We start from the raw sequence: 25199 nt of genomic DNA, 5'->3' as shown, positions 1-25199 counted from the left end.
CTATCGGATTCTCGCTTTCAAAAGAGTTATAGGAGTGTCATTTACCGGTTCATCATTGTAGAAACAGCCCTTTTGAGGCTGTCGCCTCACTGAAGTTACAAACTTCAGATTATTTATAGGTCCAAGTTTCCGCTACGCTCAAACTTGGACCAGCGAACGTGAAGAATGAATCAGCACTGCTTTCAGACTTGGCAAAACGGTAACAATTCTTCCTAAAAAAGCAATTCCGGCATTTTAATCAGCCAAAAATATACTTTCACTATTTTGAAGTTCGTTCCCTCACAGGTTTTTATAACTTCAGGCAACCTCCGCTGCCTGCTTTGCATCTAAGGTTCCGTAACGCTCAAAATAATACTATGAAAAATATTCTGGTGGTTCTGGTTCTGCTTTTTGGCTTGCATAACCTTGTACTGGCACAGCACTATACCTTGCAGGGCCTTACCCGCGACGCGAACAGCAACACCCCGCTACCTTTCGTGAGCATTCTGATCAACAACGGTCCGAACGGCACCACTTCCGACATCGATGGCAAATTCCAGATCAAGAGCAAAGAACCCATCCGGCAGCTTACTTTCAGTTACCTGGGCTACGATCCGCTGAAACTGGAAATTACCGGCGCCGAAAACTTCCTCAACATAAACCTGAAGTCCGCCGAAACCAACCTGCAGGAAGTTACCGTGCGGGCCAATTTTAATCCGGCGCACCGCATAATAAAACTGGCAACCGCCAACCGGAAAAACAACGATCCCGCGCAGCTGCCGCAATACACCTATCGGGTCTACACCAAAACCGTAGCCACTTTCGACCCCGAAAAAGTAAACCTCACCGATACGCTTCGCCTGCAGGAAAAGCCCAAAAAAACGAACCGGAAGCCAGACGCCAAAGCCAGCGCCGCTGATTCTGCCGACGACAAGGAAATGGAAGAATTCTTCCGCAAAAACTATTTATTTCTGGCCGAAAGCATTGCCGATCACGCCTTCATTAAACCCGATCTGGATAAAGAAACCGTGCTGGCCACGCGCATTTCCGGTTTGCAGCACCCCACCTTCGCCCTGCTTTCCACCGACAGCAAAGCGTTTTCGGTTTATTCGGAACTGGTGAATTTCTTCGGCAAAACCTTCCTCAGTCCGCTCAGCGAAGGCAGCACCAGAAAATACGATTTCCGCCTGGAAGATACCACCTATGCCGGCGCCGATACCATTTTCATCATTTCGTATAAGCCGCTGGAAGGAAAGAATTTTGAAGGCCTGAAAGGGCAGCTGCACATCAGCAGCGACGGCTGGGCGGTAGAAAACATCATTGCCGAATCGAATGAAAAAGAACAGCAGGGCGTGCGCCTGCAGCAGCATTACGAGAAAATTGGCGGCCAAAAGTGGTTCCCCGTACAGGTTACGACCGATTACATCGTAAAAACGCTTCTGGTAAACGACCGCAAACCCGTAGCCTTCACCCGTAGCTATTACACCAACATCAACCTGAACCCGGAACTGAAGCGGCGCGACTTTAAGGCGGTTACCATCAAAATGAATCCGGATGCGCACAAGCAGCCCGAAGATTTCTGGGCTAAGCACCGCCCCGATACCCTGAACGCCCTCGAACGCAGTACCTACCATACCCTCGACAGCCTGGGCCGGAAAGTAAACCTGGACGCTAAATTCCGGATCATGGAAGCCATTTTCTCGAAGCAGGTACCCGTAGGCCCGGTTTCCATAGACCTGAACCACATTGCCAAAATAAACCGCTACGAAACCGTAAGGTTAGGCCTGGGCCTGCACACGAACGAGAAACTTTCCGGCTTTTTCTCCCTAGGGGGTTACGCCGGTTACGGCTTCCGCGACAAAGCCCTGAAATACGGCACCGACCTTAGCTTTAACCTCTACAAACCTTCCAACCTAAAATTAACGCTGACGCACACGGAAGACATTCAGGAATCAGGCGGCACGGTGCTGCCGTTTTACAACCCGCCGCTCATCAGCAACAACCTACGTCCTTTCATTGTCCGGAACATGGATAAAGTAACGCACCAAAGTGCTTTTCTGTCGGTGCGGGTGCTGAAATACCTCGACCTGCAAACCGGTTTGCAACAGGAAAACAAACGTCCATCCAGCGGCTATACCTACGAGGTTGCTTCCGATAAATTCAGCAGCAATTTTCATTTTACCGAAGCCGTAGCGGGAGCCCGGTACGCGTTCCGGGAGCAGGTTATGCGCATGTTCAACCACAATATTTCGCTGGGCACCAACTATCCGGTTGTCTGGTTGCAGTACCGCCAGGGCCTTGAGAATGTGCTGAACGGCGAATACGCTTACCACAAATACATCACCCGCATCGAAAAAACTTTTAAACACAAGAGCTTAGGCACTACCCGGATCGACCTGACCGGCGGCCTGGTACAAGGCAATGCCCCCGCCACGAACCTGTTCAACGGCAACGGTTCTTTCGATACGGGTTACCGCGTGTATACCGGCGAAGGCTTCCAGACTATGGCCCCGACCGAATTCCTTTCCGATCGCTATGCGGCTTTGTACCTGCGCCACAACTTCGGCAAGCTGCTTTACAGATCCAAAAACTTCGCTCCCAGCCTTACTGCCGTAACCAATCTGGCCTACGGCAGCCTGAAAGACCGGGAACGCCACCAGAATTTAGGGTTTAAGACCATGGAAAAAGGCTTCTACGAATCGGGCTTGCTGGTGAACGACCTGGTAAAAGGAGGCTTTTCGTCTATAGGGCTGGGCGCCTTTTACCGCTACGGCGCTTACCGCAAACCGGAACTGCTCGACAATTTCAACCTGGTACTCACGGCCGCCGTCACTTTCTAAATTCCCGGCCGCAACATCAGAATTTTCGTTAGCTTTCCGGAATCAATCTTCTTTCCCGTACCATGAAAATCCTGACTGCTGCCCAGCTCCGCGAAGCCGATGCCTTTACCATTGAAAGGGAAAAACTCGGTCCCGGCGAATTAATGGAACGCGCCGCCACGGCTTTTGTAAACTGGTATACCGCGCATTTCACTTCGGAAAAAGAAACGCTTATCTTTTGCGGCCCCGGCAACAACGGCGGTGACGGTCTGGCCATTGCCCGGCTCTTGCATCAGCAGCAATACCCGGTTCGCGTCTTTTTACCCGAAACCGGTAGCAGTTTTTCCGCCGATTTCAGCCTGAACCTGGAGCGGCTGCCGCCTGAAATTCCGGTACAGCGTTATGAGTCCCTTAGTGGGCTTCCGCATTTTGAAAAAGAAAAATCCCGCTTTATAGATGCCTTATTCGGCACCGGCTTAAACCGGCCGTTAACAGGTTTGTACGCCGAAACCATAGCGTTTTTAAATGCTTCCGGAATTGAAATTATTGCCGTAGATGTGCCTTCCGGCTTATTTACCGACTCTCCTTCGCCGGAAGATGCCCCTATCATACAAGCAACTTATACGGTAAGTTTTGAAATGCCGAAACTGGCTTTTCTGCTGCCGAAAACCGGGGAATTTGCCGGAGACTGGCAAACGGTCCCAATTGGCCTGAACCAGGAATTCATTCATGCGGAACGCACGCCTTATCATTTCACTACCGAAGAAGCTGTTAGCAAAATATTCCGGAGCCGGCCAAAGTTCAGCCATAAAGGAACCTTCGGACATGCGCTTCTTATGGCCGGCAGTTACGGCAAAATGGGCGCAGCCGTATTGACTGCTCAGGCCTGCTTGCGTAGCGGCGTAGGCTTGCTGAGCGTTGCCATTCCGGAATGCGGGTACCAGATCCTGCAGATCTCCGCGCCCGAAGCCATGGTGCTACCCGATCCTTCCGAAAGCCACCTTACCGAATTCCCTGCCGATCTGCAAAAGTATTCCGCCATCGGGATCGGCCCCGGAATCGGGCAACAACGCGAAACCAGACAACTTCTATCCGGTTTGCTGGACCACGCGGAAGCGAAACTAATACTGGATGCCGATGCCCTGAACCTGCTTGCCGCCGACAAAAAATTACTGAACAAGCTTCCGCCGGAAACCATTTTAACGCCCCACCCCAAAGAATTTGAACGCCTGGCCGGCTCCGCCACAGATGATTTTCAGCGACTCGAATTGCTACGCGAATTTTGCGAACGCTACCGCTGCTACGTAGTCCTGAAAGGCGCGTACTCCTGTATTGGCACGCCTTCCGGCAATTTTTATTTCAATTCCACCGGTAACCCCGGCATGGCCACCGGCGGCTCCGGCGATGCCCTCACCGGCATCATCACCGCCCTTCGCGCCCAGCATTACCCCCCGGAAGAAGCCTGCATTTTAGGCGTCTACCTCCACGGCCTCGCCGGCGACCTGGCCAAAGCCGAAAAAGGCGAAACCGCTTTAATTGCCGGCGACATCATTGCTTATTTGGGAAAGGCTTTTCAAAGGATCGGGGAAAGGGCAACAGAGGGCTAAGCACTAAACTTTAAGAATAGAACCTGTCCGACGAATTTGCAAAAATTTAGTTTTTCGAGTTCCCCTCCTTTTAATGGAGAGGCAGGGGCAATCTGCCGGGGACATCCGTGTCCCCGTATGCATAAACGCGGACACAGATGTCCGCACCAGAATAAGTTTCAGACACGGATGTCCGAAACAGCATTTTTAATTTGTATCTCTTGACGGCATTGAGGACAAGGGTGGTTCTTTCTGCTTAAGAAAATCAGCCAAACTATTTCGTCATTTCGAGCGAAGCCGAGAAAACTTATACATACTTCTATGACAAAGCGAGCGTAGCAAGATTTGTCTTACAGCTTAATCTCAAACCACTGGCCTCATAAGTTCCCTCAACTTCGTTCGGGATGACGAAACGAAAAAACGAAGAGATAAAAAGGTAGGATCTTAAGCTAAAAATCAGCAACTAAACCCCCACACAACTAAAAACTGTAGCAGCATCATGCCATCGGCTAAAACAGCAAAGTAATAATCCGGCCGGTCTTCCTCCGCGTTATACACCACCAACCCGGCGGCAACCGCCGAAAGCGCCAGGGCCGGCAAAACGCTACCGGTTTCCGAGATAAAAACCAGCACTATAAACCCCAGCAATGCCATTCCGGATAATACTTTCGTAAAAACGCTGCCAAAACGGCCTGGAAAAGTAATGGTGCCCGCGAGTCGGTCTTTGCGGGAATCGCGGATATCGAAAAGCAGCGTTAAGGCAAAAATGAACAGGAACCGGCGCAATAGCAGCAGCAAATTGTATTCACTTCCCAGGCTTTCGCCGGAAACCAATAAAGGCAGTGCTACCGTCAGCGCCGACCAAACCAGGGCAACCAGAAACACCTTCAGAAAAGGTACATCGCGGAGCGGGATCCGTTTACCTCTATAGGGAATAACCGGCAGGGAATACAGGATCGAAACCAGGAAAACCGGCAGAATAAACCCCAGAGGAATTTTCGGGAACAGGTACAGGAATAAACCCAAGGCGGCTATACCGCTAAAAATGACCACGGCCAGTAAGAATTTCCGGTGCCCGAGCAGCCACTTTTTCCGCTCCGACAATACCATTTGCTGCCCCGTTTTGTAAGGCAATAAATTATCGAGGTTATACAGGAAAAGGGTAGCGAAAAAGATGAGAAAAGCTACCGGCCAGTTTAACGGCTGCAGCGTAAGCAGGCAAGTTTCCAGCACCAGGCCCAGCCCGCACAGCGAAATAAAAAAACTGCTGTATAAGAAAAGGTCGGTTATTCTTTTCAATCCCTGCCCGGTTACGTATAAAAGCGCGGCCTACTCAGATGAAGCCTTATGCCCCAAAGTTACAAAACAAATCGACGCGTTTCCGGTGTGCCAGGCAGGTGGTTCAGGGTTGCTGCCTGCCTGCTGCTTTTCACTCTTTCCGCCTATAATAGTCAGGCTGCCAAACCAAAGAAAGCCCTGCCCGGTTACCAGGTTTTTACGAGCTACGAATACCGATTTAGGTTACCTCAGCCGGAAGCAGCAGCTGCCTGGGAAAAGATCCGGTTGCGCTATTCAGCCCCTAATCTCCCATCCGGTTTTACCTCCGACGTGAAGGAACAGAACATCATCGATCTTTATTTCGACGACGAAAAACAAGCTTTGCTGGAGCAGGAATTGATGCTCCGGCACCGGCTTTTTATTTCCGGCGAAGGGCGCAAAGAAAGGCTGCAATTCCTGGTTCCCGAAGCGGAAAGAACCACCCAAACGTTCATCTTCCGGCAGAACCGAAAACCCGACAAAGGCGCCAATTTTACGGATCATCCGCTCCTGAAACTGTTGCGCGCTAAGGACCGTCCGGCACTTGATTCGCTTTTGAGAAAATGCGATATAAGCGCTCAAAATTTACAACCGGTACTGGAAGTCACCCATCGGGAAAAACGCTTGTATTTGCGCCGCCAGGGCAACGAATGGGTAAGCATTGCCCTGGCCCAATACAGTACCGAAGCGCCGGAACATCATTTTGCCGAGCTTCAGATCCGGGTAAATCAGCAACCGGCAAATAAGGCCCAAATGCAGGGGCAAAAATTCACCGTTGATACGTTAGCTGCCAGCCTGCAAAAGTTATTCAACCTTCAGCCTGAAACCAGTACCGAGTATGCTGCCCTTACAAAAAACCGAGAACAGGAATCCCCAAGCTTCACCCGTACTAAAGCCTTGGCCGGAACCACGTTACTTGTAGGCATGGCCGCCTATTTTATTTTCAGGAAACTCAGAAAGAAAAAGGAGAAGCATTAACCGGCTTTTTCAGCTTAAAGCATACCCTTTTTCAGGCGCTTATTCTTCCGTTTCCGAGTTGGGGGAATCTACCGGTTTCGATTCCGGCGAGCCCTGCTGCCTCAGGAAAATGGAAAGCACTACAATGGAAACAATGGAAAGGAATTCGCTCTGCCAGTTCTGAAACGATTCGAACCAGAACTGGGAAGTAGCCATGTAGCCTAATACCGTAACGGTAGGTTTTCCTTCGTCTATCTGCTCCAGGTTATACACTTCCGCGCCGCCGTAGGCATGCAGGTAAAAGGAGATAAGAAACAACACAAAGAAGGCAATGCTGAGCGAATGCTTGTAAACTTTCAGATACATGCCGCCTTCCTGCACCGGCCAGGGCGCATCTTTTTTCGGCTTCGGCTCGCGGTCCACTTCCTCTTTCTCATACAGTTTTTTCGATTCCGAAGAACCTTTCTGCCGGAGCCAGACGGTAAGCACCACGTAAAGCCCCATTTGCAGGAATTCACTTTCCCAGTTCTCAAATAAGGCTTCGATAAAGTGCCCGGAACTCAGGTACTGCAAGGGCGTGAGCGGATCGCGGTGCAGCTTTTCCAGCTCTTCGTTATAAACGTTCCAGCCGGTTATGGCCTGGCCGATAATGGTTACAAGGGTAAAAAAGGTAACGGTAAGCGAAAGGCTGTTTTCATAGAAGAACCGCACCATTGGCGATTTGGGAGGATGTGTAGGCATAAAAAAACGGCTTTGTTCTCCCCCCAATTACGGAAGAGGAACAAAGCCGTTATATGTTTAAATAGTAATATTTAAATATCAGCCTATTACTTTTCTACCGAAACCGATTTTTCGTTTTTCGGAAACGTTTCGTTGTAAAGCTCGATGCTGCGTTGCACGATCTCGAAAGCGGCTTCGCGGCCCAGGAAATTCTCCACGATCACCTCTTTGTTTTCCAGCTTTTTATAGTCTTCGAAGAAACGGCGCATTTCCAGCAGGGTGTGCGGCGGCAGCTCCGAAATATCGTTGATGTGGTTCACAGACATGTCGTGGGCAGCCACAGCAATGATCTTATCGTCTTCCTCGTTATTGTCGATCATCTGCATTACGCCAATAACTTTAGCTTCCACCAGGGTCATCGGGCGAATATCGATCGAGCAGATCACCAGGATATCGAGCGGGTCGTTATCGTCGCAATAAGTTTGCGGAATGAAGCCGTAATTAGCCGGGTAATGCATGGAAGAGAACAGCACGCGGTCCAGTTTCAGCATGCCGCTTTCTTTGTCCAGTTCGTATTTTCCTTTCGATTTTTTCTGAATCTCAATAATGGCCGTTACTTCCTGTGGCGCGTTTTCGCCGTAAGGCACCGCGTGCCATGGGTTAAAATTTTCCATTTAGTTCTAAAGCGTATTTATAAACTCAATATTTCGTTGCAATTGTTAGCGCAATAACCGGAACAGCCAACTTCAGATTTCCCGTTGTGGTTCCCAAACGGTACTTAAAAGCCTGAAAAAGTTGAATTTGCACCTATTTTTTGCGGCAAACGGCTGCAAAGATACTACTATTTCATCTTATCCTGCAAGGGTTTGCCAATACAAGCGTCAGGTTCCTGAATTTTAAGCCATTGCGCCAGCGTAGGGGCAATATCGGTAATGTAAACTTCTTCGGGGCTGCTGCCCTTTTTCACCTTCCAGCCGTACCAGATCAGCGGCACGTGCGTATCGTAGCGGCCCGCGGAGCCGTGGGTAGTACCCTTCAGCATGGGTCCGGCATACCCTTCGAGCCAGCCCGGTTGGTATGCCAGTAACACATCACCGGAACGGTTCGCCAGAAAACCCCGCTGGAACATGCCCGCCAAACCGGCTTCCCACTGGTTTATCCGTAATTCTTCGCCGGTTACCACGCGCATTAAAACCGGGAAGTACTGTAAATATTGCGCAATCTTGCGCTGCATGTCGGCCACTTCCAGTTTCCGGGTTCTTAAATAGGCATGGTCGAGGTAGATCTGGTGGTTCGTATAAGCGCTGATGTAATTGCCTTTGCCGTATTGCCGGTTCAGGAACTGCTGCACCGAATCTTTAATCACGCCGGGCCCATAGCTTCCGGCCGGCATGCGCTGGCTCAGCATAAAGTTAGGCGCGTGCGCCGCGCCGTGGTCGGCAGTTAAAAATACCAGCGCATTCTTTTTCCCTACATGCTTATCCAGGAACTTCAGAAAATCGGCAATGTCGCGGTCCAGACGGAGGTAGGTATCCTGCACTTCCACGGAATTCGGCCCGAACTGGTGGCCTACGTAATCGGTAGAAGAAAAACTCAGGGCCAGGAAATCGGAAAATTCGCCCTGTCCCATTTTCTCCTGCTTCAGAATTTCTTTTGCAAAATCTTTGGTGTAGGTATTGCCGAACGGCGTCTGCCGCAACAAATCAAAGGAATTACCGCGAAGCTTCGGCAGGTCGTGCGGAAATACCGGGCGGGTTTCACCTTTGAACGGATTCTCGAATTCATTATCGTCCGGTGAGCTTTCGGTGTATTGGTTTAGTGGCAAAAGCGGGCTCCAGGGTTGGCTCAGCAGCTTTTCGGCATCTTTGCGGGCATTGTATTGCTGTACCCATTCCGGCAGCTGTTGCGCGTAATACGTGCTCGTGATCCAGCCGCCCACGGTGCCGTCGTACCAGTAAGCGGCAGTCGGCATGTGGCCGGCCGGCAGAATAGAACCGCGGTCTTTTATGCAAACGCCAATCACTTTGGAGCGCGCATTGGTAGCAAGGCGAAGCTGGTCGGTAATGGTGCTGGCCATTAAGCTTGCCGGCGACATTTCGCCCCATACCGAAGTGCTGCCCACCGATTTCACCGTTTTATCTTCGGTGCAATACAAGTTTTTACCGGTGCTCCGCGTGTACCAGTCGTTGGCTACAATGCCGTGCATGGCCGGCGTGGTACCCGTGTAAATAGAAGCATGGCCCGGTCCGGTATAAGTAGGCACGTAATTGTACTGGGTATTTTCAAAGCTGAAACCTTCGCCTAAGAGGCGTTTAAAACCATCGTTGCCGTATTTATCCCAGTACCGGTACAGGAAATCGTAACGCATCTGGTCAACCACAATGCCAACCACCAGTTTCGGCCGGTCGAGGGGTTTGGATTTGGCATAACTGAAAAACGGTAACATTCCGGCCAGAAAAACCAAAACCGGAAAAAAGGAAGGGAAGAAAAACTTACGCATCAGATAATCAGGGAATTTACGGCTGCAAAGATACGAAGACCTGCCCGCTTGCTGAACCGCCTTCGCACTTTTCTCCCACATTTAATTATTTGTTAAAGGCTTCCGTTTGAAAACAAAACCCGTAAAACTTCTTACCTTTAAGGCATTAACCGAATGCTATGACCCAATTAGGCGATTTCTTTTCCGCCGCTAACCAGCATAAACTGAACGGCCCTGTTTCGGGGCTGCACCCTTTTACAGGCTTCAACGATACCGGCTTCCCGATCCGGCTGGTAACTACTCCCCAGGAACTGCAGGAAGCCTGCCAGATCCTGAGCAAGCACACCGAACTGGCTTTCGACCTCGAATTCGACGATATGCGCTATTTCTATGGCCGTACACTGAGTCTGGTACAGGTTTTCGACGGCGAAAGCGTATTTATAATCGATACGGTTTCTTTAAACAATAAAATTGAACCGCTGCTGAAGATCTTCGAAAATGAAGGCCTGATCAAGATCTTTCACAGCAGCTGGAACGATCTGATGGTGCTGAGCGAGGTGTATAACTGCCACCTGAAGAACGTAATGGACACCAGTATTTTGTACCGCATGCTGGGTCATTCAGAAAACAGCATCTCGCTTAAAAACCTGATAAAGCATTACCTCGACGTAGATCTGGAAAAAGGCGAACAATCCTCCAACTGGATCACGCGCCCGCTTACCGAATCGCAAATACTCTACGCCGCCAAAGATGTGATCTACCTGCACCGGGTAAAGCATTTGCTGCAGCAGGAACTCGAAGCCGCCGGGCGCTGGGAATGGGCGCTGGAAGAATGCCGCGCTTTGGAAAGAATAAAATTCCTGAGCGACCCGCAACCATTCCTGAAGCTGGCCCAGAAAAACCGCATTTACCCGCATTTGCTTCCCCGGTTTGCCGAGGTCTGGTATTTCCGCGAAAGCCTGGCGAAGAAAATGAACAAGCCGCCTTTCCAGCTCTTCCCCAACGATGTGCTGTGCGAACTGGTGCGGAACCCGGCGCGCACCCTGGAAAAATGGGAATCTTTCAGGGGCATTCACCCGGCCATGCGGCGCGAAAACAACCTGGCTGAACTCGCCCGGCTTACCGCTGCCGAAATGCCTGCTCCTTCCTTGCCCTACCGGGAAATCGAGAACCGGTACAAAGCCTTTGAGCGGAGCATGATCGATTACAAAGGCTGGCTTCGCAACGAACGGAAACAGCTGCTCATGGAGGTAAAGAAACGCCTGGTACTGGTCTACGGCCTGCCCATTGTAAATTTATTTTTGTCTGAAAAGCTGCTGCCCGAACTGGCCGATTTGGGTACCAAAAAGTATTTGCGGCAGTGGCAGGACCGTTTAATTGCGCAGGCCTGCGAAGAAAATGGGTTGGATTATAGCCTGATTAACTTTTCTTTATATTAATTCCACCATTTTCTTAGCACAATTCAAAGCGTTTTCGCTAAACTTACGTTTAAGTTCCTGAAAGACTTTCTGCTACAGCAGGGTTGATTATTGATATGATCCAATTCTCCGAGTTTCTTAAATGTTTGTTTACCGGCCTGCTTTGCTGCCTGGCTTCGCTATCTTTTGCCCAGACCGTTAAAAAAGGGCTGCCCGCCGATCTGGATAAAACCGAACTGGTAATTGTGCGCTTCGAACCCAAAGACCTGATTCCGAGCGAAGCCAAAAGCCACTCAGATATTTACATCCAGGATAACGACCTGAATAAAGCCACTGCCGAAGCCAATATTGCGCTTACCGAAGCGTTGAAATTCACCTTCACGTACCGCATTGTTTCCCGCGAACAGCTCAAAAAGCTTTCCGGTCAGGACTTTTATATTTTCGAACCTTCGGAGATCTACGGCACCGGTGGCCCTTGGGGGACCGTTCCGCTTTATATTCGTCATTCCACCACCAAAGACATTTACGAGATCGGCTTTATGCCCAAAAATGGTATTTTTTCCGCCGGAAAAGTAATGTCCAGCTTCCTGGAATGCCTGCCGAAGACCATTCCGGTGCAGGCGCTGGAAAGTGTGGAGGAGAAGTAAGATTGACTGGTTGTGCTAAGAACCCCTATCCTACTTTATAAAAAATCACAATCTGCACATCAATGTACCGCCAGCTTTCCTTGCGCAACTACTTTACTTGGAGAAAAAACCCGGTACAAATAAATCCCTTTGCTTAAGTTTCCTTTTTCCAGATGCCATTGCCCCGGTTTTTCCTGCCGGTGTGGTACCGTTACTTTCCTTCCCAGCAGATCGGTAAATTCCAGTTGCAGCTTGTCTTTTCCCCGGTAATTCTTCAGCTCCAGCGTAGCCCTTTGGAGCATGGGTTGCGGGTAAAGTTTTACTTCTACCTGTTGTAAGGTAGCTTCTGAAATACCCGTTGGTCCGCCGCCGAATGGATAAAGCGTAAGCGTATCGGTGCAGAAAAGATTATTTGTTACAATGAGCTTTACCGGCCTGCCGTACAAAAGCTGTGGCGGCATTACGTAATGGTGCGCCACTCTTTTGGTTTCTGCTGCCCGGTAAGTTATAAAGCGGCTCCCATCCCCAAACTGGTACTCCCACTTGCTGATAACCCCGTAGCGCAAACCAGATTTGGAGGCGCTGCCGCCTAACAGGATAAGCGAATCTGGTCTAAGTTGCGTAGTGAAATTTGCCTGGGGCGGAGTTGCGCAAAAGTCTGGGCGGTAAGGCTGACCTAAATTATCAATTTTCACAGCCAATATCTGAGCATTTGGTCCGGATGTACCACTTAGCAAAGCTGTACCATTCTGTTCATATAACATTTCCCTGAAACCTCCTCGTACAAAAGATTGTGACCAATTGATACTAGCGTTACCTCCACCTGTGGCAGGAGGAGAAATACGGGCTACATAGCTCTGTGCAAATGTGGTAAGGAAATGCTGACCTGCCACTACATAATCTCCTGAAACGGTAGGCTGAATGGCGAAAAACTCGCAACCCCACTCATAGTTTCCACCATTAGGCATTACTTTCAACTCCCACTGCAGGTTCAGCAAACTGTCTAGCTTAAGTACCTGTCCCTGCCGCTTGGTATTCGGTACATTGGCTACATAAGCACCTGCTACGGCTATACCTCCATCCTGGGTTGGCGCTGCTGCATAACCTATTTCAAAATTCCCAGTATTACCTATGATTTTGGTAAAGATGGTATCGCCATTTGGCCGTAGCTTCAAAAGCCAGTAGTTTAACTTATGAAAGGCAGAAACAAACGGCGAGCCTCCCCTTGTTGACCAGCCCGAAGCCAGATAGCTGCCGTCAGGCAAAGGCGTGACACTCTGGCCTCCGCTTTGCTGGCCATAAATCCTGACCCAAAGCTGCCTTCAATTCAAATCGGTTTTAATAAGCCTTACCTGATTGGAAGAAATGAGCAAATAGCCGTCCGGCAGGCGGGATATTTTCTGGTAATTTCCCAATGCCCCCGTAAAGCTGCGCCGCCAGATGATATTGCCCGCTTGATCGGCTTTAAAGAAAAACAAAGCGCCGCTTCCGACAGAGTCGGTATATAGGCCGCAGGCTACAAAAGTACCATCCTCATTTACTGCCAGTCCTGTAATTATGCCATTATCCAGATTCTGATAAACTTTATCTCCCAGAAAGTTGCCGTTTAAATCGGTAAAAACCAGGTAAGGATTCGTATGAGGCGAAGTGTTTACCCGGAAGGAGCCGCCGTGCAAATAAGTAGTAGCATTTAGCCTGACGGAAGCATGGCCGAACTCCTCTTCTTTTGGGTTCCCATAGACATGACTCCAGCTTAATGCCGGCGTTTGGGCCAGCAGAGGCAAACTGCTTTTCGACAAAGCAAAAACAGTGCAAGCAAAAATTATCAGAAACTTCCACTTCATATTTGCAAGGTAAACAATTTCAGCAAAAACTTGTTATATCTTAAAATAGAAAGATCTACTCTGATCCTCCGTAAAAATTAAAAACAAAAAAGCCAGCCCCGTTTCCGGAGCAGGCTCTCTGCAAAATATTAATCTTAATACTATCTTCCGGCTGCAAGCGCTTCCGCACCACCTACGATCTCGAGGATCTCGGTAGTAATGGCGGCCTGACGGGAACGGTTGTAAGTCAGCTTCAGGGATTTCAGCAATTCACCGGCGTTATCGGTTGCTTTGTCCATGGCGGTCATACGAGCACCGTGCTCCGAAGCGTTCGATTCCAATACGGCTTTGTAAACCTGGATCTTCAGCGATTTCGGAATCAGGGTCTGAATGATCTCTTCTTTCGAAGGTTCGAAGATATAATCCGGAATGTTGGTGTTCTTCGCGGTTTCATCTTTCGGTTTCTCTTCGATCGGCAGGAACTGCTCTTTCCGGATGATCTGGGTAGCTACGTTCTTGAACTCGTTGTAAACGATTTCCACCTGGTCGTAAGTACCGGTGCGGAAACCTTCCATCGCGAATTCAGCTGCTACACGAACCGTATCGAAAGACAGGTTAGCGAAAACGTGGGTATAGTCGCCGTTCAGCTTGTAGCCTTTTTTAGCTAATGCTTCGTGGCCTTTTTTACCGATCGCCAGGAACTCCACATTACCGGCTGCCATTTGCGCTGCGTACTTCTCCGTAATCAGGCTGTTTACGCCTTTCATCACGTTGCTGTTGAACGCACCGGCCAGACCACGATCCGAAGTTACGGCAATGATCAGAACGCGGTTTACGTCGCGCTTGGTGGTATAAGGGTTAGAAACCGTGTCGCCGGTAAGCTCCGACAGGTTTGTCAGGATGTTGTTCAGGCGCTGGGCATACGGGCGCATCCGGATAATGCTATCCTGGGCGCGACGGAGCTTGGCAGCCGCCACCATTTTCATGGCTTTGGTGATCTGCTGGGTGCTCTGAACGGAAACGATCCGGTTACGAACTTCTTTTAAACTTGCCATCTGAAATTAATGTGCTAATTATGTAATGTGCTAATGTGCTATTTTAAATAACCTACCGGCAGCACTACTAACAGAAGCAACTATTTTATCTTTTTCCGGTCCCGGTTAAAGTTTCCGGCTTTTCAACCAGAAACTCTACCCTTTTACAGACCTTAATTTAAATTTATCCTTGTCCATATTCTAATTGTCGAAAAATCGAACAATCGAACAATCGAATATCGAACAATCGAACCTAGTAACGGGAAGAAAGTTCTTTCGCTACCTTCTTGATGTCAGCAATTACGCTGTCTTCCAGTTTACCGGCTTTCAGCAGGTTCAGAGAATCTTTATGCTGCGCATTCATGGTACGGAGGAAGTCTTTCTCGAAATTCTTCACTTCGTTAACCGGAACTTTGTCCAGCAGACCGTTGGTGCAGCAATAGATCATCGCTACCTGATCTTCTACTTTTACCGGAGAGAATTGCGGCTGCTTCAGTACTTCCAGGTTACGACGGCCACGCTCGATTGTAAGCTTGGTAGAAGCATCCAGGTCGGAACCGAATTTTGCAAACGCTTCCAGTTCGCGGAACTGCGCCTGATCCAGTTTCAAAGTACCGGCAACTTTCTTCATCGACTTGATCTGAGCGTTACCACCTACGCGGGATACCGAGATACCTACGTTAATGGCCGGACGGATACCAGAGTTGAAGAGGTTGGTTTCCAGGAAGATCTGACCGTCGGTAATCGAAATCACGTTCGTCGGGATATAAGCAGAAACGTCACCAGCCTGGGTTTCGATAATCGGAAGGGCCGTTAATGAACCACCACCTTTTACCAGATGCTTGATAGAATCCGGAAGGTCGTTCATGTTGCGGGCGATCTCATCGGAAGCGTTGATCTTCGCGGCACGCTCTAATAAACGGCTGTGCAGGTAGAATACGTCACCTGGGTAAGCCTCACGTCCTGGTGGACGACGAAGTAACAGGGACACTTCGCGGTAAGCAACCGCCTGCTTGGAAAGGTCATCGTAAACTACCAGGGCCGGACGGCCGGTATCGCGGAAGAACTCACCGATAGCAGCACCGGTAAACGGCGCGAAGAACTGCATTGGCGCCGGATCGGCAGCTGCAGCAGCTACTACTACGGTATAGGCCATCGCACCACCATCTTCCAGGGATTTAACTACCTGAGCAATAGTAGAAGCTTTCTGACCAACCGCTACATAAATACAGAATACAGGTTTGCCTGCTTCGTAGAATTCACGCTGGTTAATGATGGTATCGATCGCCACGGCAGATTTACCAGTCTGACGGTCGCCGATGATAAGCTCACGCTGGCCACGGCCAACCGGGATCATCGAGTCGATCGCCTTGATACCGGTCTGCATTGGCTCGGTTACCGGCTGACGGTAGATTACGCCTGGGGCTTTACGCTCCAGTGGCATATCGTACATATCGCCGGCAATAGGGCCTTTACCATCGATCGGCTGACCAAGGGTGTTTACTACGCGGCCTACAATGCCTTCGCCTACTTTAATGGAGGCAATTTTATTTGTACGTTTTACGGTATCGCCTTCTTTTACGGTGCTGTAGTCACCGAGCATTACCGCACCTACGTTATCTTCTTCAAGGTTCAGTACCAGCGCCTGTAAGCCGTTGTTGAACTCCAGGAGCTCGCCTGACTGGGCTTTGGAAAGGCCGTAGATACGGGCCACGCCATCGCCAACCTGCAGTACAGTACCTACTTCTTCCAGTTCGGCTTCTGTCTTAAAATTGGAGAGTTGCTCTCTTAAGATTGCGGATACTTCATCCGGTCTAACTTCTGCCATGATTATAATTTAGAAATGTATGAGTTATCGTTAAATTTATTGCGCAACCGCTGCAGGCTGCTCTTAATGGAATCGTCTACCTGCTTATCGCCGATCGTGAGTACAAAACCGCCGATCAGGCTCGGATCGATCTTCTCTTCCAGCTGAATGGTTTTGCCGGTTCTGGCAGCTACCAGGCGGTTGAATTCTTCGCGCTGAGCGGCATCCAAAGGAACAGCCGTGGTAATGGTGGCGCGCTGAATGTTCATTTTCAGGTTATACTGGTTCTCGAATTCTTTCGGCATCGATTCCAGCACGGCTTCACGGTGCTTTTTGGTAACGATCTCCAGAAACAAAGAAGTCATCGGGGAAACCTTACCGTCGAAGATCGCTTTTAAAATAGCCAGCTTCTTATCGTGCTTGATGATCGGGTTCTTCAGCATTAACTGGTAATCGCGGTTCTGCTGAACTGTTTTATCCAAAAGCAGCATGTCCTGGCGTACCTGCTCAAGCGTACCTTTCTCTATAGCGAGATCGAGCAGCGACTTGGCATATCGGGAAGCAACGCGGATATCTGACATTTATTTAAATTGTTAATTGTTGATTGTTAATTGCTGATTGTTTTTGCAATCAACTTTTAAACTTCTTTTTATCTGAAGGGAAAAATCTGAAAATCATTTTCAAATTTTCACATCTTCAAATTTTCAAATTAATTAAGCGTTACTTCTTTCATGTAGTCGTTTACCAGTTGCTTCTGGGCAGTGGCATCAGACAGTTCGCGTTTCAGTAACTGTTCGGCAATTTCTACGGAAAGGCTGCCGGCTAAATTTTTGATCTCGGTTAAAGCAGCACGTTTTTCGTTGGCTACGGCTTCGCGGGCAGCGGCTACCATGCGGGCACTTTCATCGGCAGCTTTCGCTTTTGCTTCTTCTATCATCTGGTTGCTTGCAGCAGAAGCGTCTTTCAGAATCCGGTCGCGCTCGGCACGGGCTTCGGCCAGTAATTTTTCGTTACCGGCTTTCAGTTCCTGCATCTCCAGCTTGGCTTTCTCGGCCATGCTCAGGGCATTTTCGATAGAAGATTCGCGTTCGCGCAACGAAGACATGATCGGCTTCCAGGCAAATTTGGAAAGCAGGAATAATACGATCAGGAAAGTGATTGTCTGCCAGAAAATTAAACCAATACCAGGGGTTACTAAATCCATCTTAATTTACAGTTTATCGGGTTTTTTGCTTTAAAACGCTATCGTTTTGCGGCTTAGCCAATTTTTATGCGAAACTTTAATTCTTTTTTCAACTTGGTTCAGGAGGTCTGTTTCCCGGCCAATCGCCGGGAAACAGTTCCTGTAATTTTTCTTTTAAAAGCGAATTAGCCTTTGAAAGAGATCAGCAGACACACTACTACACCGAACAGGGCAACACCCTCGATAAGAGCAGCAGCAATGATCATTGCAGTCTGGATTTTGCCAGAAGCCTCAGGCTGACGAGCGATAGCTTCCATAGCGGAACCACCGATACGACCGATACCAAGACCAGCAGCTAAAGCTACTAAACCAGCACCGATACCGGCACCCATGATAGCAAGACCCATACCTGAATCTGAAATTGCTTGCAACAATAATGTTAACAACATAATGGTTTAAAATATATAGTTAAAAAAAGAAAAAACGAATTAGTGTGCCGCTACCGGCGTGGTTAAAGCATGTGCACCGTCGCCGAAGCCCATATCTTCTACATGGTCGTGCTCTTCTACCGCGCCGCCAAAGTACATGGCCGAAAGCAGGGTGAACACATAAGCCTGCAATAAAGCTACGAACAGCTCCAGGAAGTTCATGAAGATCGCGAAGGCTACCGAGATCGGGCCAACAGCAATGCTTTCAAAAATAAAGATCAGGGAGAACAAGCTCAGGATAATGATGTGACCGGCCGTGATGTTTGCAAAAAGACGAACCATCAGGGAGAAAGGCTTGGTTAAAATACCTACCAGCTCAATCGGGATCATGATTATTAAAAGCGGGATCGGAACGCCGGGAGTTTTGAATATGTGCGCCCAGTAGTTTTTATTGGAGCTCGCCAGCGTTACGATGAGCGTAAACAAAGCCAGCATCATGGTAACGGCAATGTTTCCGGTTAAGTTAGCGCCGCCTGGGATCAGACCTAAAAGGTTGTTGAACCAGATAAAGAAGAAGATCGTGAGCAGATAAGGTACAAAGCGCTCGTATTTCGGACCGATGTTCGGTTTGGCGATCTCGTCGCGCACAAAAATAATGATCGGCTCAAAGAAAGACTGAATACCGTAAGGTGCGCGACCATGAGTCTTTTTGTAGCGGCCGGCAATGGTAAAGAATATGCCCAGCAGCAACACGGCGCTTATAAGCAGGGAAGCCACGTTCTTGGTGATGGAAAAATCCAGCGGGCCAACGTGCTTTTCTTTCCCGTCTACCGTTTCGGTGCGCGGGTGTCCTTGTCCGTTATCGTAATAAATGTGGCCGTGCTCCATTACGTAACCGTTGTAAGGAACCACGTCATGGTTTTCGTTATAAAAGTTTCCGGCCGAAAATACATCTAATCCTTTCTCTCCGTAAAGGATCACCGGCAGGTTCAGGACCAGGCCGTCGGCAAAATGCCAGGTGTAATCATCGCCGATGTGGTGGGTGATCATTTCACCGGGATTGAACGGTTCGCCCTCTTCGGCAGCAGCAGAAGCGAAAGAGGTAAAAGAGAACACTACTAGCAATAAAGCAAATAACTTCTTCATTAAGAGATATTTATAAGCCAAACTCAGCACCAGGGCAAAACACCCTATAACTGCTTTTTTGAAATCGGGCGCAAGTTAGTCAAAATGCAATAGATTTCAAACCCGGTAAAAATAAAATACAAAGCAAAGAAGTTGAAGGCAAACTGCAAGTGCCTTTCATCCACGAAGATAACATACAAAAATACCACCGCCAGGCACATGATTACCCGGAAAGCCATGGAACCGAAATAATACAACTGGAAATTCCCCTCGTCTTCTTCATACCCTTTTTTAGTAATAAAGAACGTAAAGGCGGTTACGAACACAAAAAAGAGCAACATGTACCAGATAAACGGATGCACTACTTTAAAGCCGGTGGTGTAAATTAAAAGGCCGATCAAAAGGGAGATCACGGCGGTGATAATAAGCAGTTTGCGGGTAAAGCTCACGTAATGGTTTTTAAGACTGTTTGGTTACCGTTTTTATTATTAAGTACATAGACGCTACCACCCCGATCAGGAGCAACACCAGGGTAAACCAGGGCTGCTCGTTCCCAACCTTATCGTCGAGCCACCGGCCGCCGTAAGCCGCCGCCAGCAAAACCGCGATCATCTGAAAAGCCATGCCCGAATAACGCACAAAAGCATTGGTTGCTTTCTGCTCATTTTCCTGCCGGTTATCTTCTCCTGTTGCCATAAGGTAGTAATGTAAGTGCAAAAATAGTTTTTCCGGCCGTAACTATACCATTTATTTATACAGTGCGGCTCAGGCGTGTACGTAAAAAACTGAACTTCCGGGAAAACGATAGGTGTTTGCGAATAAAAACCTATATTTTTGTGTGGGGCTTTCCCGGCTAACGTACCAAAACCGGCGGTATTCTCGTTGTATCCCGTAGCCCCGGCTGTTCCATCTTACGTACCAAACCCGATTGACCTTGAGCCAATTTCGTCCTTATATATTATATAGTGTATTAGCCTTTGTGCTGGTATTGGCCGGCTGTGCCAGCGAGAAGAACCCGATTGGTAAGGCGTACCACAATTTGGCGGCGCGGGATAACGGTTTTTTCCTGGCGCGTGAGAAAATGAAAGAGGCCGAGGCCCAGATCGCCACCGCCATGGTGTATGATTATAACCGGCCCCTGGTCATTATTCCTGCTCCGAACGAAACTTCCGCCGCGGCCATTGGCCCTATGCTGGAAGATGTCATTAAAAAAGCTTCCTTCCCGATCCAGCGCCACGGCAGCAGCAAGTGGGTAGACGACAGTTATATTCTCTTAGGCAAAGCGCGCTATTATAAAGAAGATTACGAAGACGCGATCAAGACTTTCAAGTATGTAAATACCACGAGCAAAGATGTGCACGAACGGCAGCTGGCGCTTGTCTGGCTCATGCGGAGCTACCTGAAACTGGGAGAAAACGACAATGCCATAGCGGTATCGGATTTCATTAAAAAAGAACGGCTGAATAAGGAAAATGCGGCGCTTTACTACCTTACCCGCGCTCAGTATTATACCCTGTCGAACGAGCTGCCAAAGATCATCGAGAACCTGGAACATGCCGTACCGCTTATCGGGAAAAAAGACGACAAAAGCCGCGTAAGGTTTATTCTGGCGCAATACTACCAGCTTACCGGTCAGGATAAAAAGGCTTATGCGCAATACAACAAGATCCTTCGCCGTAATCCGCCTTACGAACTGGGCTTTTATTCCAAGCTGAACCTTGGGCAGGTAACCGAACTTTCCAACACCAGCGACCGCAAACGGATCGAGAAGTATTACGCCAAATTGCTGAAAGATCAGAAAAACCTGGAATACCGGGATAAGATCTATTACGAAATGGCCAAATTCGAGCTGAAGCAGAAAAACTACGACAAAGCCTTAACCAACTTAGCGCTTTCCACTAAAAGCTCTACCACCAACACCTCGCAAAAAGGCTACTCCTATTTACTGGCCGGCCAGATCTATTACGAGAACAAGCAGAACTACCGCTTAGCCCAAGCTTACTACGACAGCACTTCCCACACCCTGCCTCCTACCGCTCCGGAATACCAGGCCGTAGTAGAGCGCCGCGACGTATTAACCGAATTCACCAATTACCTGACCACCGTAGAAACCCAGGACAGCTTAATTACCCTGGCTAAACTGGACACGGCAGCCCTGAACGCCCGGGTTAACCGCTACATTGCCGTTCAGAAGAAAAAAGCTGAAGAAGAAGCTGCCCGTCAGGAAGCTGCTTTAATAGCCGGCCAGCAAAGCGGCGGTCAGAACAATACCTTTAACCAGCCCATGCCGGGTTCGGGCCAGACCAACCCGCAGGGCGCCGGCTGGTATTTCGATAACCCGACGCTGGTAGCCAATGCCCGCAACGAATTTATCCGGAAATGGGGCAACCGTAAACTGCAGGATAACTGGCGCCGTTCGGCCGCTGCTGCTGCCGGGCCAAACCTGCAGAACCAGACGCCTGATGAAGTTGCCGCCGCCGAAGCTAAAGCTGAGGCCACTAAACCTGATCCGGCGATTGCCTGGCGCGAAGCCTTCCTGAAAGACATTCCTTTTAAACCGGAACAGCTTCAGAAAGCCGAAGACAGCCTTCAAACTGCTTTGTACAAACTGGGCAATATTTATAACCAGCAACTCCGGGAGCCTATGCGGGCAGCCGAAACCTTCGAGAAATTACTGGCACGCAACCCGAATACCAAATACGCGGCCGAAGTTTACTACAACCTGTACCTGCTGTATTCCCAGGCCAACGATCCGCGCGCTTCGGAATATGCGGCCCGCATAAAAGCCGAATTTCCGAAATCTTCTTTTGCCCGCCTGCTGGACGAACCGGACTTTATTGCCCGCAGCGCCGCTGAAAACCTGAAAGTCCGTTTCCTCTACGATTCGGCTTATACCTTCTTTGAGCAGGAGAAATACAAAGAAGCAATTGCTCTGAGCGCCTCCATTCAGAAACAGTACCCGCAAAACGAGATAAGCGATAAAATTGCCCTGCTCGACGTTTTACTCGTTGGCCGCACTCAGAAACCGTTAGCATACAAAGAAGCTGCTAGCCAGTTCATTCAGAACTACCCGAGCAGCCCATTGGTGCCAAAGGCTCAGGAAATCCTGGCCGCCATTCAGGCCTACGAATCGGGCGAACTGGCCTATAAACCTCCTAAACCGGAAGAGCAAGCACCGGTAGCCCCGCCAACGGCAAAGGAAACCCCGCCGGCTCCGGCCGTGAATTACACGCTGAATACGGCGGCCCCGCACTTTTTTGTAATTGCTTACCCCATAGGCAACAAGGCTTTCGACAAGATACAGACGCTTTACTCGGATTATAATGCAAAGTATAACCAGTCCGATAAATTAACGCAAACGCCTTATCTGCTCGGCGATTCCCTGGAACTTTTAGTTATCAGAGGTTTTCCGGATGCCAGAAGGGTGCAGAGCTATGCCATAAAACAAAAAGCCCCGCAAGCCCCGCTCGGCAAGCTTCGCGGCTCAGATTTTAGTACCTTTGTAATATCGGCCGAAAACTTCCCGCTTTTCTACAAGGCAAACAACCTGGAAGAATACCTGGCCTTTTACCGCAAAAATTACCAGAAATAAATGTCATCAGTACCTTCAAAAAAATACCAGCCGATAATTATCTCCCTCTGGACGATCTTTGCGGGTGGTATTCTTGCTTTAGTGCTTTACGTTTTTGCCGTAAGCATCAATTTCCTGAACCTCTTTGGCGATCTGCCGGATCTTAAAACCTTAGAGAACCCGAAAAGCGAACTGGCTTCGGAAGTTTACTCGGTAGACAATGTGCTCATGGGTAAATATTTCCGCGAGAACCGTTCCCCGGTTACGTATGAGGAGTTGCCGCAAAACCTGGTCGACGCCCTGATCGCGACCGAAGACGTTCGTTTTGAAGAGCATTCGGGTATCGATTTTAAAGGCACGTTCGCCATTCTCCTTTACCAGTTGCAGGGCAAAGACCGGGGTTCCAGTACCATTACCCAGCAGCTGGCCAAAAACCTTTTCCGTACCCGCTCCGATTTGAACAACGGTTTGCTGAGCGATGTGCCGGGTTTCCGGAAACTGATCGTTAAAACGAAGGAATGGATCATGTCTATAAAACTGGAGCGCAACTATTCCAAGAAAGAGATCATGACCATGTACCTGAACACGGTGGATTTCGGAAGCAACGCTTTCGGTATAAAAACGGCCGCTAAAACCTACTTCAACAAAACGCCGCAGAACCTGGAGCTTCAGGAATCGGCTTTGCTGGTGGGTATGCTCAAGGCGCAATCGTATTACAGCCCGGTTATTAACCCGCACCACGCCCTGCGCCGCCGCAATACCGTGCTTGCCCAGATGGTGAAATACCATTTCCTGGATCAGAATGGGTATGAAACGCTAGCTAAAACGCCCATAAAACTCACCTACAGCGTAGAAAACCAGAACAAAGGCATTGCCCCTTACTTCCGGGCCGAAGCCAGCAAATTCCTGCTGAAATGGTGCAAAGAAACCGGCCACGACCTTTACGCCGACGGCCTGCGGATTTATACTACCATCGATTCCCGCATGCAGGAAAAAGCCGAAGCCGCAGTAAAAGAGCACATGAAAGCCCAGCAAAAGCTTTTTGACCAGTACTGGAAAGGCCGCAACCCCTGGACCGATGAGAACGGAAAAGAGATCAAAGACTTTCTGCAAATTGCCATGAAGCGCACCGACCGGTACCGGAGCCTGCATAACCGTTTTGAGGGTAACGAAGACTCGATCAATTTTTACCTGAACAAGAAAATAAAAATGAAGGTCTTTACCTGGGACAATGCTCAGGAAGAGAAAGAAGTGACCATGAGCCCGATGGACTCGCTCAGGTATTACAAGAACTTCCTGCGGACCGGCTTTATGGCCATGAACCCGCTCAACGGCCACATTAAAGTCTGGGTAGGCGGCAACAACTACAAATACTTTAAATATGACCAGGTAAAGCAGGGCCGCCGGCAACCGGGCTCTATCTTTAAGCCTTTTGTATACGGCGCGGCCATCGAGAACGGGTATTCGCCCTGCTACGAAATTATAGATGCCCCCGTAACCTTTACCAACGCCAATGGCCAAAGCTGGACGCCTAAAAACTCCGACGGCAACTTCAGCGGCAATAAATACACTTTACGCCGGGCTCTGGCGCTTTCCATTAACTCCATTACGGCCTTCCTGATGAAGAAGCTTTCGCCGGAAGCGGTGGTAGCGTATGCCCATCGCCTGGGCATTACTTCTCCCCTGGAAGCGGTACCGGCCCTGGCGCTGGGTTCCAGCGATGTGAACGTATATGAAATGGTGGGCGCTTACGGCACGTTTGCCAACAAAGGCGTATGGACCGAACCGGTTTTCATTACTCGTATTGAAGATAAGAACGGAAACGTACTGCTGGAATATTACCCGAAAACGGTAGAAGCCATCAGCGAAGAGAATGCTTACCTCATGCTGCACCTGCTGCAAGGCTCCGCTGATGAAAGAGGCGGTACCTCCTACTATGGCCTTCGGGTTCGGAACGGGCTGAAAAACGAGATTGCCGCCAAAACGGGAACGACTTCCAACTATTCCGATGCCTGGTTTATGGGCATTACCCCGGACCTGGTTGCCGGTACCTGGGTTGGCGGTGAAGACCGCAGCATTCACTTCCGGAGCGCTGCCTACGGACAGGGAAATAAACTTGCCATGCCGATCTACGGTAAATTCATGCAGAAAGTGTATGCCGATAAAACCCTGAGCGTATCCAAAGCACCATTTACGAAACCTGCCCAGCCCTTATCAGTAGAAATAGACTGCAGCCGCTACAATAACGGCGGCCTTGGCGATTCCCTGAATCAGGACCAGATCCTGCAACTGCCCGATCACGGAAAAATAAGCGAAGAAATATAAGC

General features: G+C 49.3%; 21 protein-coding genes. 7 read left to right on the top strand and 14 right to left on the bottom strand.

Annotated elements, in window-relative coordinates; all coding sequences use genetic code 11:
• Nucleotides 1-356 precede the first annotated feature (356 nt).
• Together F0P94_RS14260 and F0P94_RS14255 are read left to right on the top strand one after the other, a co-directional pair.
• Nucleotides 357-2819: a DUF5686 and carboxypeptidase-like regulatory domain-containing protein gene (locus F0P94_RS14260; protein ID WP_150904563.1), complete on the top strand. Its 2463-nt coding sequence runs from the start codon at nucleotides 357-359 to the stop codon at nucleotides 2817-2819.
• A gap of 62 nt (nucleotides 2820-2881) precedes the next feature.
• Nucleotides 2882-4405, top strand: coding sequence for an NAD(P)H-hydrate dehydratase (locus tag F0P94_RS14255; RefSeq protein WP_150904562.1), 1524 nt, complete (start codon nucleotides 2882-2884; stop codon nucleotides 4403-4405).
• A 435-nt stretch (nucleotides 4406-4840) separates the two neighbouring features.
• Here F0P94_RS14255 and F0P94_RS14250 read toward each other — a convergent pair whose 3' ends face one another.
• Nucleotides 4841-5683: a UbiA family prenyltransferase gene (locus F0P94_RS14250; RefSeq protein ID WP_150904561.1), complete on the bottom strand. Its 843-nt coding sequence runs from the start codon at nucleotides 5681-5683 to the stop codon at nucleotides 4841-4843.
• Nucleotides 5684-5731: 48 nt separating this feature from the next.
• Between F0P94_RS14250 and F0P94_RS14245 the strand changes: the two genes are divergently transcribed.
• Complete coding sequence (locus F0P94_RS14245) at nucleotides 5732-6679, top strand: hypothetical protein (RefSeq protein ID WP_150904560.1); 948 nt, start codon at nucleotides 5732-5734, stop codon at nucleotides 6677-6679.
• 39 nt (nucleotides 6680-6718) lie between these two features.
• Here F0P94_RS14245 and F0P94_RS14240 read toward each other — a convergent pair whose 3' ends face one another.
• The 3 genes from F0P94_RS14240 to pafA all read right to left on the bottom strand — a co-directional run bounded on the left by F0P94_RS14240 (nucleotide 6719) and on the right by pafA (nucleotide 9878).
• Complete coding sequence (locus F0P94_RS14240) at nucleotides 6719-7399, bottom strand: DUF6766 family protein (protein ID WP_225307227.1); 681 nt, start codon at nucleotides 7397-7399, stop codon at nucleotides 6719-6721.
• Nucleotides 7400-7485: 86 nt separating this feature from the next.
• Nucleotides 7486-8052 carry an inorganic diphosphatase gene (locus F0P94_RS14235; RefSeq protein WP_150904559.1) on the bottom strand — a complete coding sequence of 189 codons (567 nt, stop codon included), beginning with the start codon at nucleotides 8050-8052 and terminating at the stop codon, nucleotides 7486-7488.
• Between the two features lie 167 nt (nucleotides 8053-8219).
• Nucleotides 8220-9878 carry an alkaline phosphatase PafA gene (pafA, locus tag F0P94_RS14230; protein ID WP_225307226.1) on the bottom strand — a complete coding sequence of 553 codons (1659 nt, stop codon included), beginning with the start codon at nucleotides 9876-9878 and terminating at the stop codon, nucleotides 8220-8222.
• Nucleotides 9879-10036: 158 nt separating this feature from the next.
• Between pafA and F0P94_RS14225 the strand changes: the two genes are divergently transcribed.
• Nucleotides 10037-11296 (top strand): ribonuclease D, encoded by a 1260-nt coding sequence (locus tag F0P94_RS14225; protein ID WP_150904558.1) that lies wholly within the window; start codon nucleotides 10037-10039, stop codon nucleotides 11294-11296.
• 95 nt (nucleotides 11297-11391) lie between these two features.
• Nucleotides 11392-11922, top strand: a complete 531-nt coding sequence (locus tag F0P94_RS14220) for a hypothetical protein (RefSeq protein ID WP_150904557.1) — start codon at nucleotides 11392-11394, stop codon at nucleotides 11920-11922.
• Between the two features lie 59 nt (nucleotides 11923-11981).
• Here F0P94_RS14220 and F0P94_RS14215 read toward each other — a convergent pair whose 3' ends face one another.
• The 10 genes from F0P94_RS14215 to F0P94_RS14170 all read right to left on the bottom strand — a co-directional run bounded on the left by F0P94_RS14215 (nucleotide 11982) and on the right by F0P94_RS14170 (nucleotide 19997).
• Complete coding sequence (locus tag F0P94_RS14215; protein WP_150904556.1) at nucleotides 11982-13076, bottom strand: hypothetical protein; 1095 nt, start codon at nucleotides 13074-13076, stop codon at nucleotides 11982-11984.
• A gap of 147 nt (nucleotides 13077-13223) precedes the next feature.
• Nucleotides 13224-13745: a hypothetical protein gene (locus tag F0P94_RS14210; RefSeq protein WP_150904555.1), complete on the bottom strand. Its 522-nt coding sequence runs from the start codon at nucleotides 13743-13745 to the stop codon at nucleotides 13224-13226.
• 140 nt (nucleotides 13746-13885) lie between these two features.
• The gene (atpG, locus tag F0P94_RS14205; protein WP_150904554.1) at nucleotides 13886-14779 is read right to left on the bottom strand and encodes an ATP synthase F1 subunit gamma; all 894 of its coding nucleotides are present in this window, start codon (nucleotides 14777-14779) and stop codon (nucleotides 13886-13888) included.
• 232 nt (nucleotides 14780-15011) lie between these two features.
• On the bottom strand, nucleotides 15012-16586 hold the full coding sequence (gene atpA / locus F0P94_RS14200) for a F0F1 ATP synthase subunit alpha (protein ID WP_150904553.1): 1575 nt from the start codon (nucleotides 16584-16586) through the stop codon (nucleotides 15012-15014).
• A gap of 2 nt (nucleotides 16587-16588) precedes the next feature.
• Nucleotides 16589-17146 carry an ATP synthase F1 subunit delta gene (atpH, locus tag F0P94_RS14195; RefSeq protein WP_150904552.1) on the bottom strand — a complete coding sequence of 186 codons (558 nt, stop codon included), beginning with the start codon at nucleotides 17144-17146 and terminating at the stop codon, nucleotides 16589-16591.
• A gap of 128 nt (nucleotides 17147-17274) precedes the next feature.
• Entirely contained in the window at nucleotides 17275-17769 is a 495-nt protein-coding gene (locus F0P94_RS14190) for a F0F1 ATP synthase subunit B (RefSeq protein ID WP_150904551.1), read from the bottom strand.
• 164 nt (nucleotides 17770-17933) lie between these two features.
• A complete protein-coding gene (gene atpE, locus F0P94_RS14185) occupies nucleotides 17934-18197 on the bottom strand; it encodes an ATP synthase F0 subunit C (RefSeq protein ID WP_191907051.1) in 264 nt (87 codons plus the stop codon).
• 39 nt (nucleotides 18198-18236) lie between these two features.
• Nucleotides 18237-19322, bottom strand: coding sequence for a F0F1 ATP synthase subunit A (gene atpB / locus F0P94_RS14180; protein ID WP_150904550.1), 1086 nt, complete (start codon nucleotides 19320-19322; stop codon nucleotides 18237-18239).
• Nucleotides 19323-19366: 44 nt separating this feature from the next.
• The gene (locus F0P94_RS14175; protein WP_150904549.1) at nucleotides 19367-19750 is read right to left on the bottom strand and encodes a hypothetical protein; all 384 of its coding nucleotides are present in this window, start codon (nucleotides 19748-19750) and stop codon (nucleotides 19367-19369) included.
• Between the two features lie 10 nt (nucleotides 19751-19760).
• Nucleotides 19761-19997, bottom strand: coding sequence for an AtpZ/AtpI family protein (locus F0P94_RS14170; RefSeq protein ID WP_150904548.1), 237 nt, complete (start codon nucleotides 19995-19997; stop codon nucleotides 19761-19763).
• 238 nt (nucleotides 19998-20235) lie between these two features.
• On the opposite strand from F0P94_RS14170, the gene porW reads away from it, so the two are divergent.
• Together porW and F0P94_RS14160 are read left to right on the top strand one after the other, a co-directional pair.
• Nucleotides 20236-22893 carry a type IX secretion system periplasmic lipoprotein PorW/SprE gene (gene porW, locus F0P94_RS14165; RefSeq protein ID WP_150904547.1) on the top strand — a complete coding sequence of 886 codons (2658 nt, stop codon included), beginning with the start codon at nucleotides 20236-20238 and terminating at the stop codon, nucleotides 22891-22893.
• The gene (locus F0P94_RS14160; protein ID WP_150904546.1) at nucleotides 22894-25197 is read left to right on the top strand and encodes a penicillin-binding protein 1A; all 2304 of its coding nucleotides are present in this window, start codon (nucleotides 22894-22896) and stop codon (nucleotides 25195-25197) included.
• Nucleotides 25198-25199 lie beyond the last annotated feature (2 nt).

The sequence above is a fragment of the Adhaeribacter soli genome, assembly GCF_008727925.1.
GTDB classification, from domain to species: domain Bacteria; phylum Bacteroidota; class Bacteroidia; order Cytophagales; family Hymenobacteraceae; genus Adhaeribacter_A; species Adhaeribacter_A soli.
This window is presented reverse-complemented; position numbering and strand designations above follow the sequence as displayed.

What these genes read in the sequence shown, in the direction of transcription:
- F0P94_RS14235 (WP_150904559.1), bottom strand. Translation starts at nt 8,052, where the DNA reads ATGGAAAATTTTAACCCATGGCACGCGGTGCCTTACGGCGAAAACGCG.
- pafA (WP_225307226.1), bottom strand. Translation starts at nt 9,878, where the DNA reads ATGCGTAAGTTTTTCTTCCCTTCCTTTTTTCCGGTTTTGGTTTTTCTG.
- F0P94_RS14225 (WP_150904558.1), top strand. Translation starts at nt 10,037, where the DNA reads ATGACCCAATTAGGCGATTTCTTTTCCGCCGCTAACCAGCATAAACTG.
- F0P94_RS14240 (WP_225307227.1), bottom strand. Translation starts at nt 7,399, where the DNA reads ATGCCTACACATCCTCCCAAATCGCCAATGGTGCGGTTCTTCTATGAA.
- F0P94_RS14160 (WP_150904546.1), top strand. Translation starts at nt 22,894, where the DNA reads ATGTCATCAGTACCTTCAAAAAAATACCAGCCGATAATTATCTCCCTC.
- F0P94_RS14255 (WP_150904562.1), top strand. Translation starts at nt 2,882, where the DNA reads ATGAAAATCCTGACTGCTGCCCAGCTCCGCGAAGCCGATGCCTTTACC.
- F0P94_RS14210 (WP_150904555.1), bottom strand. Translation starts at nt 13,745, where the DNA reads ATGAAGTGGAAGTTTCTGATAATTTTTGCTTGCACTGTTTTTGCTTTG.
- atpH (WP_150904552.1), bottom strand. Translation starts at nt 17,146, where the DNA reads ATGTCAGATATCCGCGTTGCTTCCCGATATGCCAAGTCGCTGCTCGAT.
- atpG (WP_150904554.1), bottom strand. Translation starts at nt 14,779, where the DNA reads ATGGCAAGTTTAAAAGAAGTTCGTAACCGGATCGTTTCCGTTCAGAGC.
- atpB (WP_150904550.1), bottom strand. Translation starts at nt 19,322, where the DNA reads ATGAAGAAGTTATTTGCTTTATTGCTAGTAGTGTTCTCTTTTACCTCT.
- F0P94_RS14220 (WP_150904557.1), top strand. Translation starts at nt 11,392, where the DNA reads ATGATCCAATTCTCCGAGTTTCTTAAATGTTTGTTTACCGGCCTGCTT.
- atpE (WP_191907051.1), bottom strand. Translation starts at nt 18,197, where the DNA reads ATGTTGTTAACATTATTGTTGCAAGCAATTTCAGATTCAGGTATGGGT.
- F0P94_RS14190 (WP_150904551.1), bottom strand. Translation starts at nt 17,769, where the DNA reads ATGGATTTAGTAACCCCTGGTATTGGTTTAATTTTCTGGCAGACAATC.
- atpA (WP_150904553.1), bottom strand. Translation starts at nt 16,586, where the DNA reads ATGGCAGAAGTTAGACCGGATGAAGTATCCGCAATCTTAAGAGAGCAA.
- F0P94_RS14260 (WP_150904563.1), top strand. Translation starts at nt 357, where the DNA reads ATGAAAAATATTCTGGTGGTTCTGGTTCTGCTTTTTGGCTTGCATAAC.
- F0P94_RS14245 (WP_150904560.1), top strand. Translation starts at nt 5,732, where the DNA reads ATGCCCCAAAGTTACAAAACAAATCGACGCGTTTCCGGTGTGCCAGGC.
- F0P94_RS14170 (WP_150904548.1), bottom strand. Translation starts at nt 19,997, where the DNA reads ATGGCAACAGGAGAAGATAACCGGCAGGAAAATGAGCAGAAAGCAACC.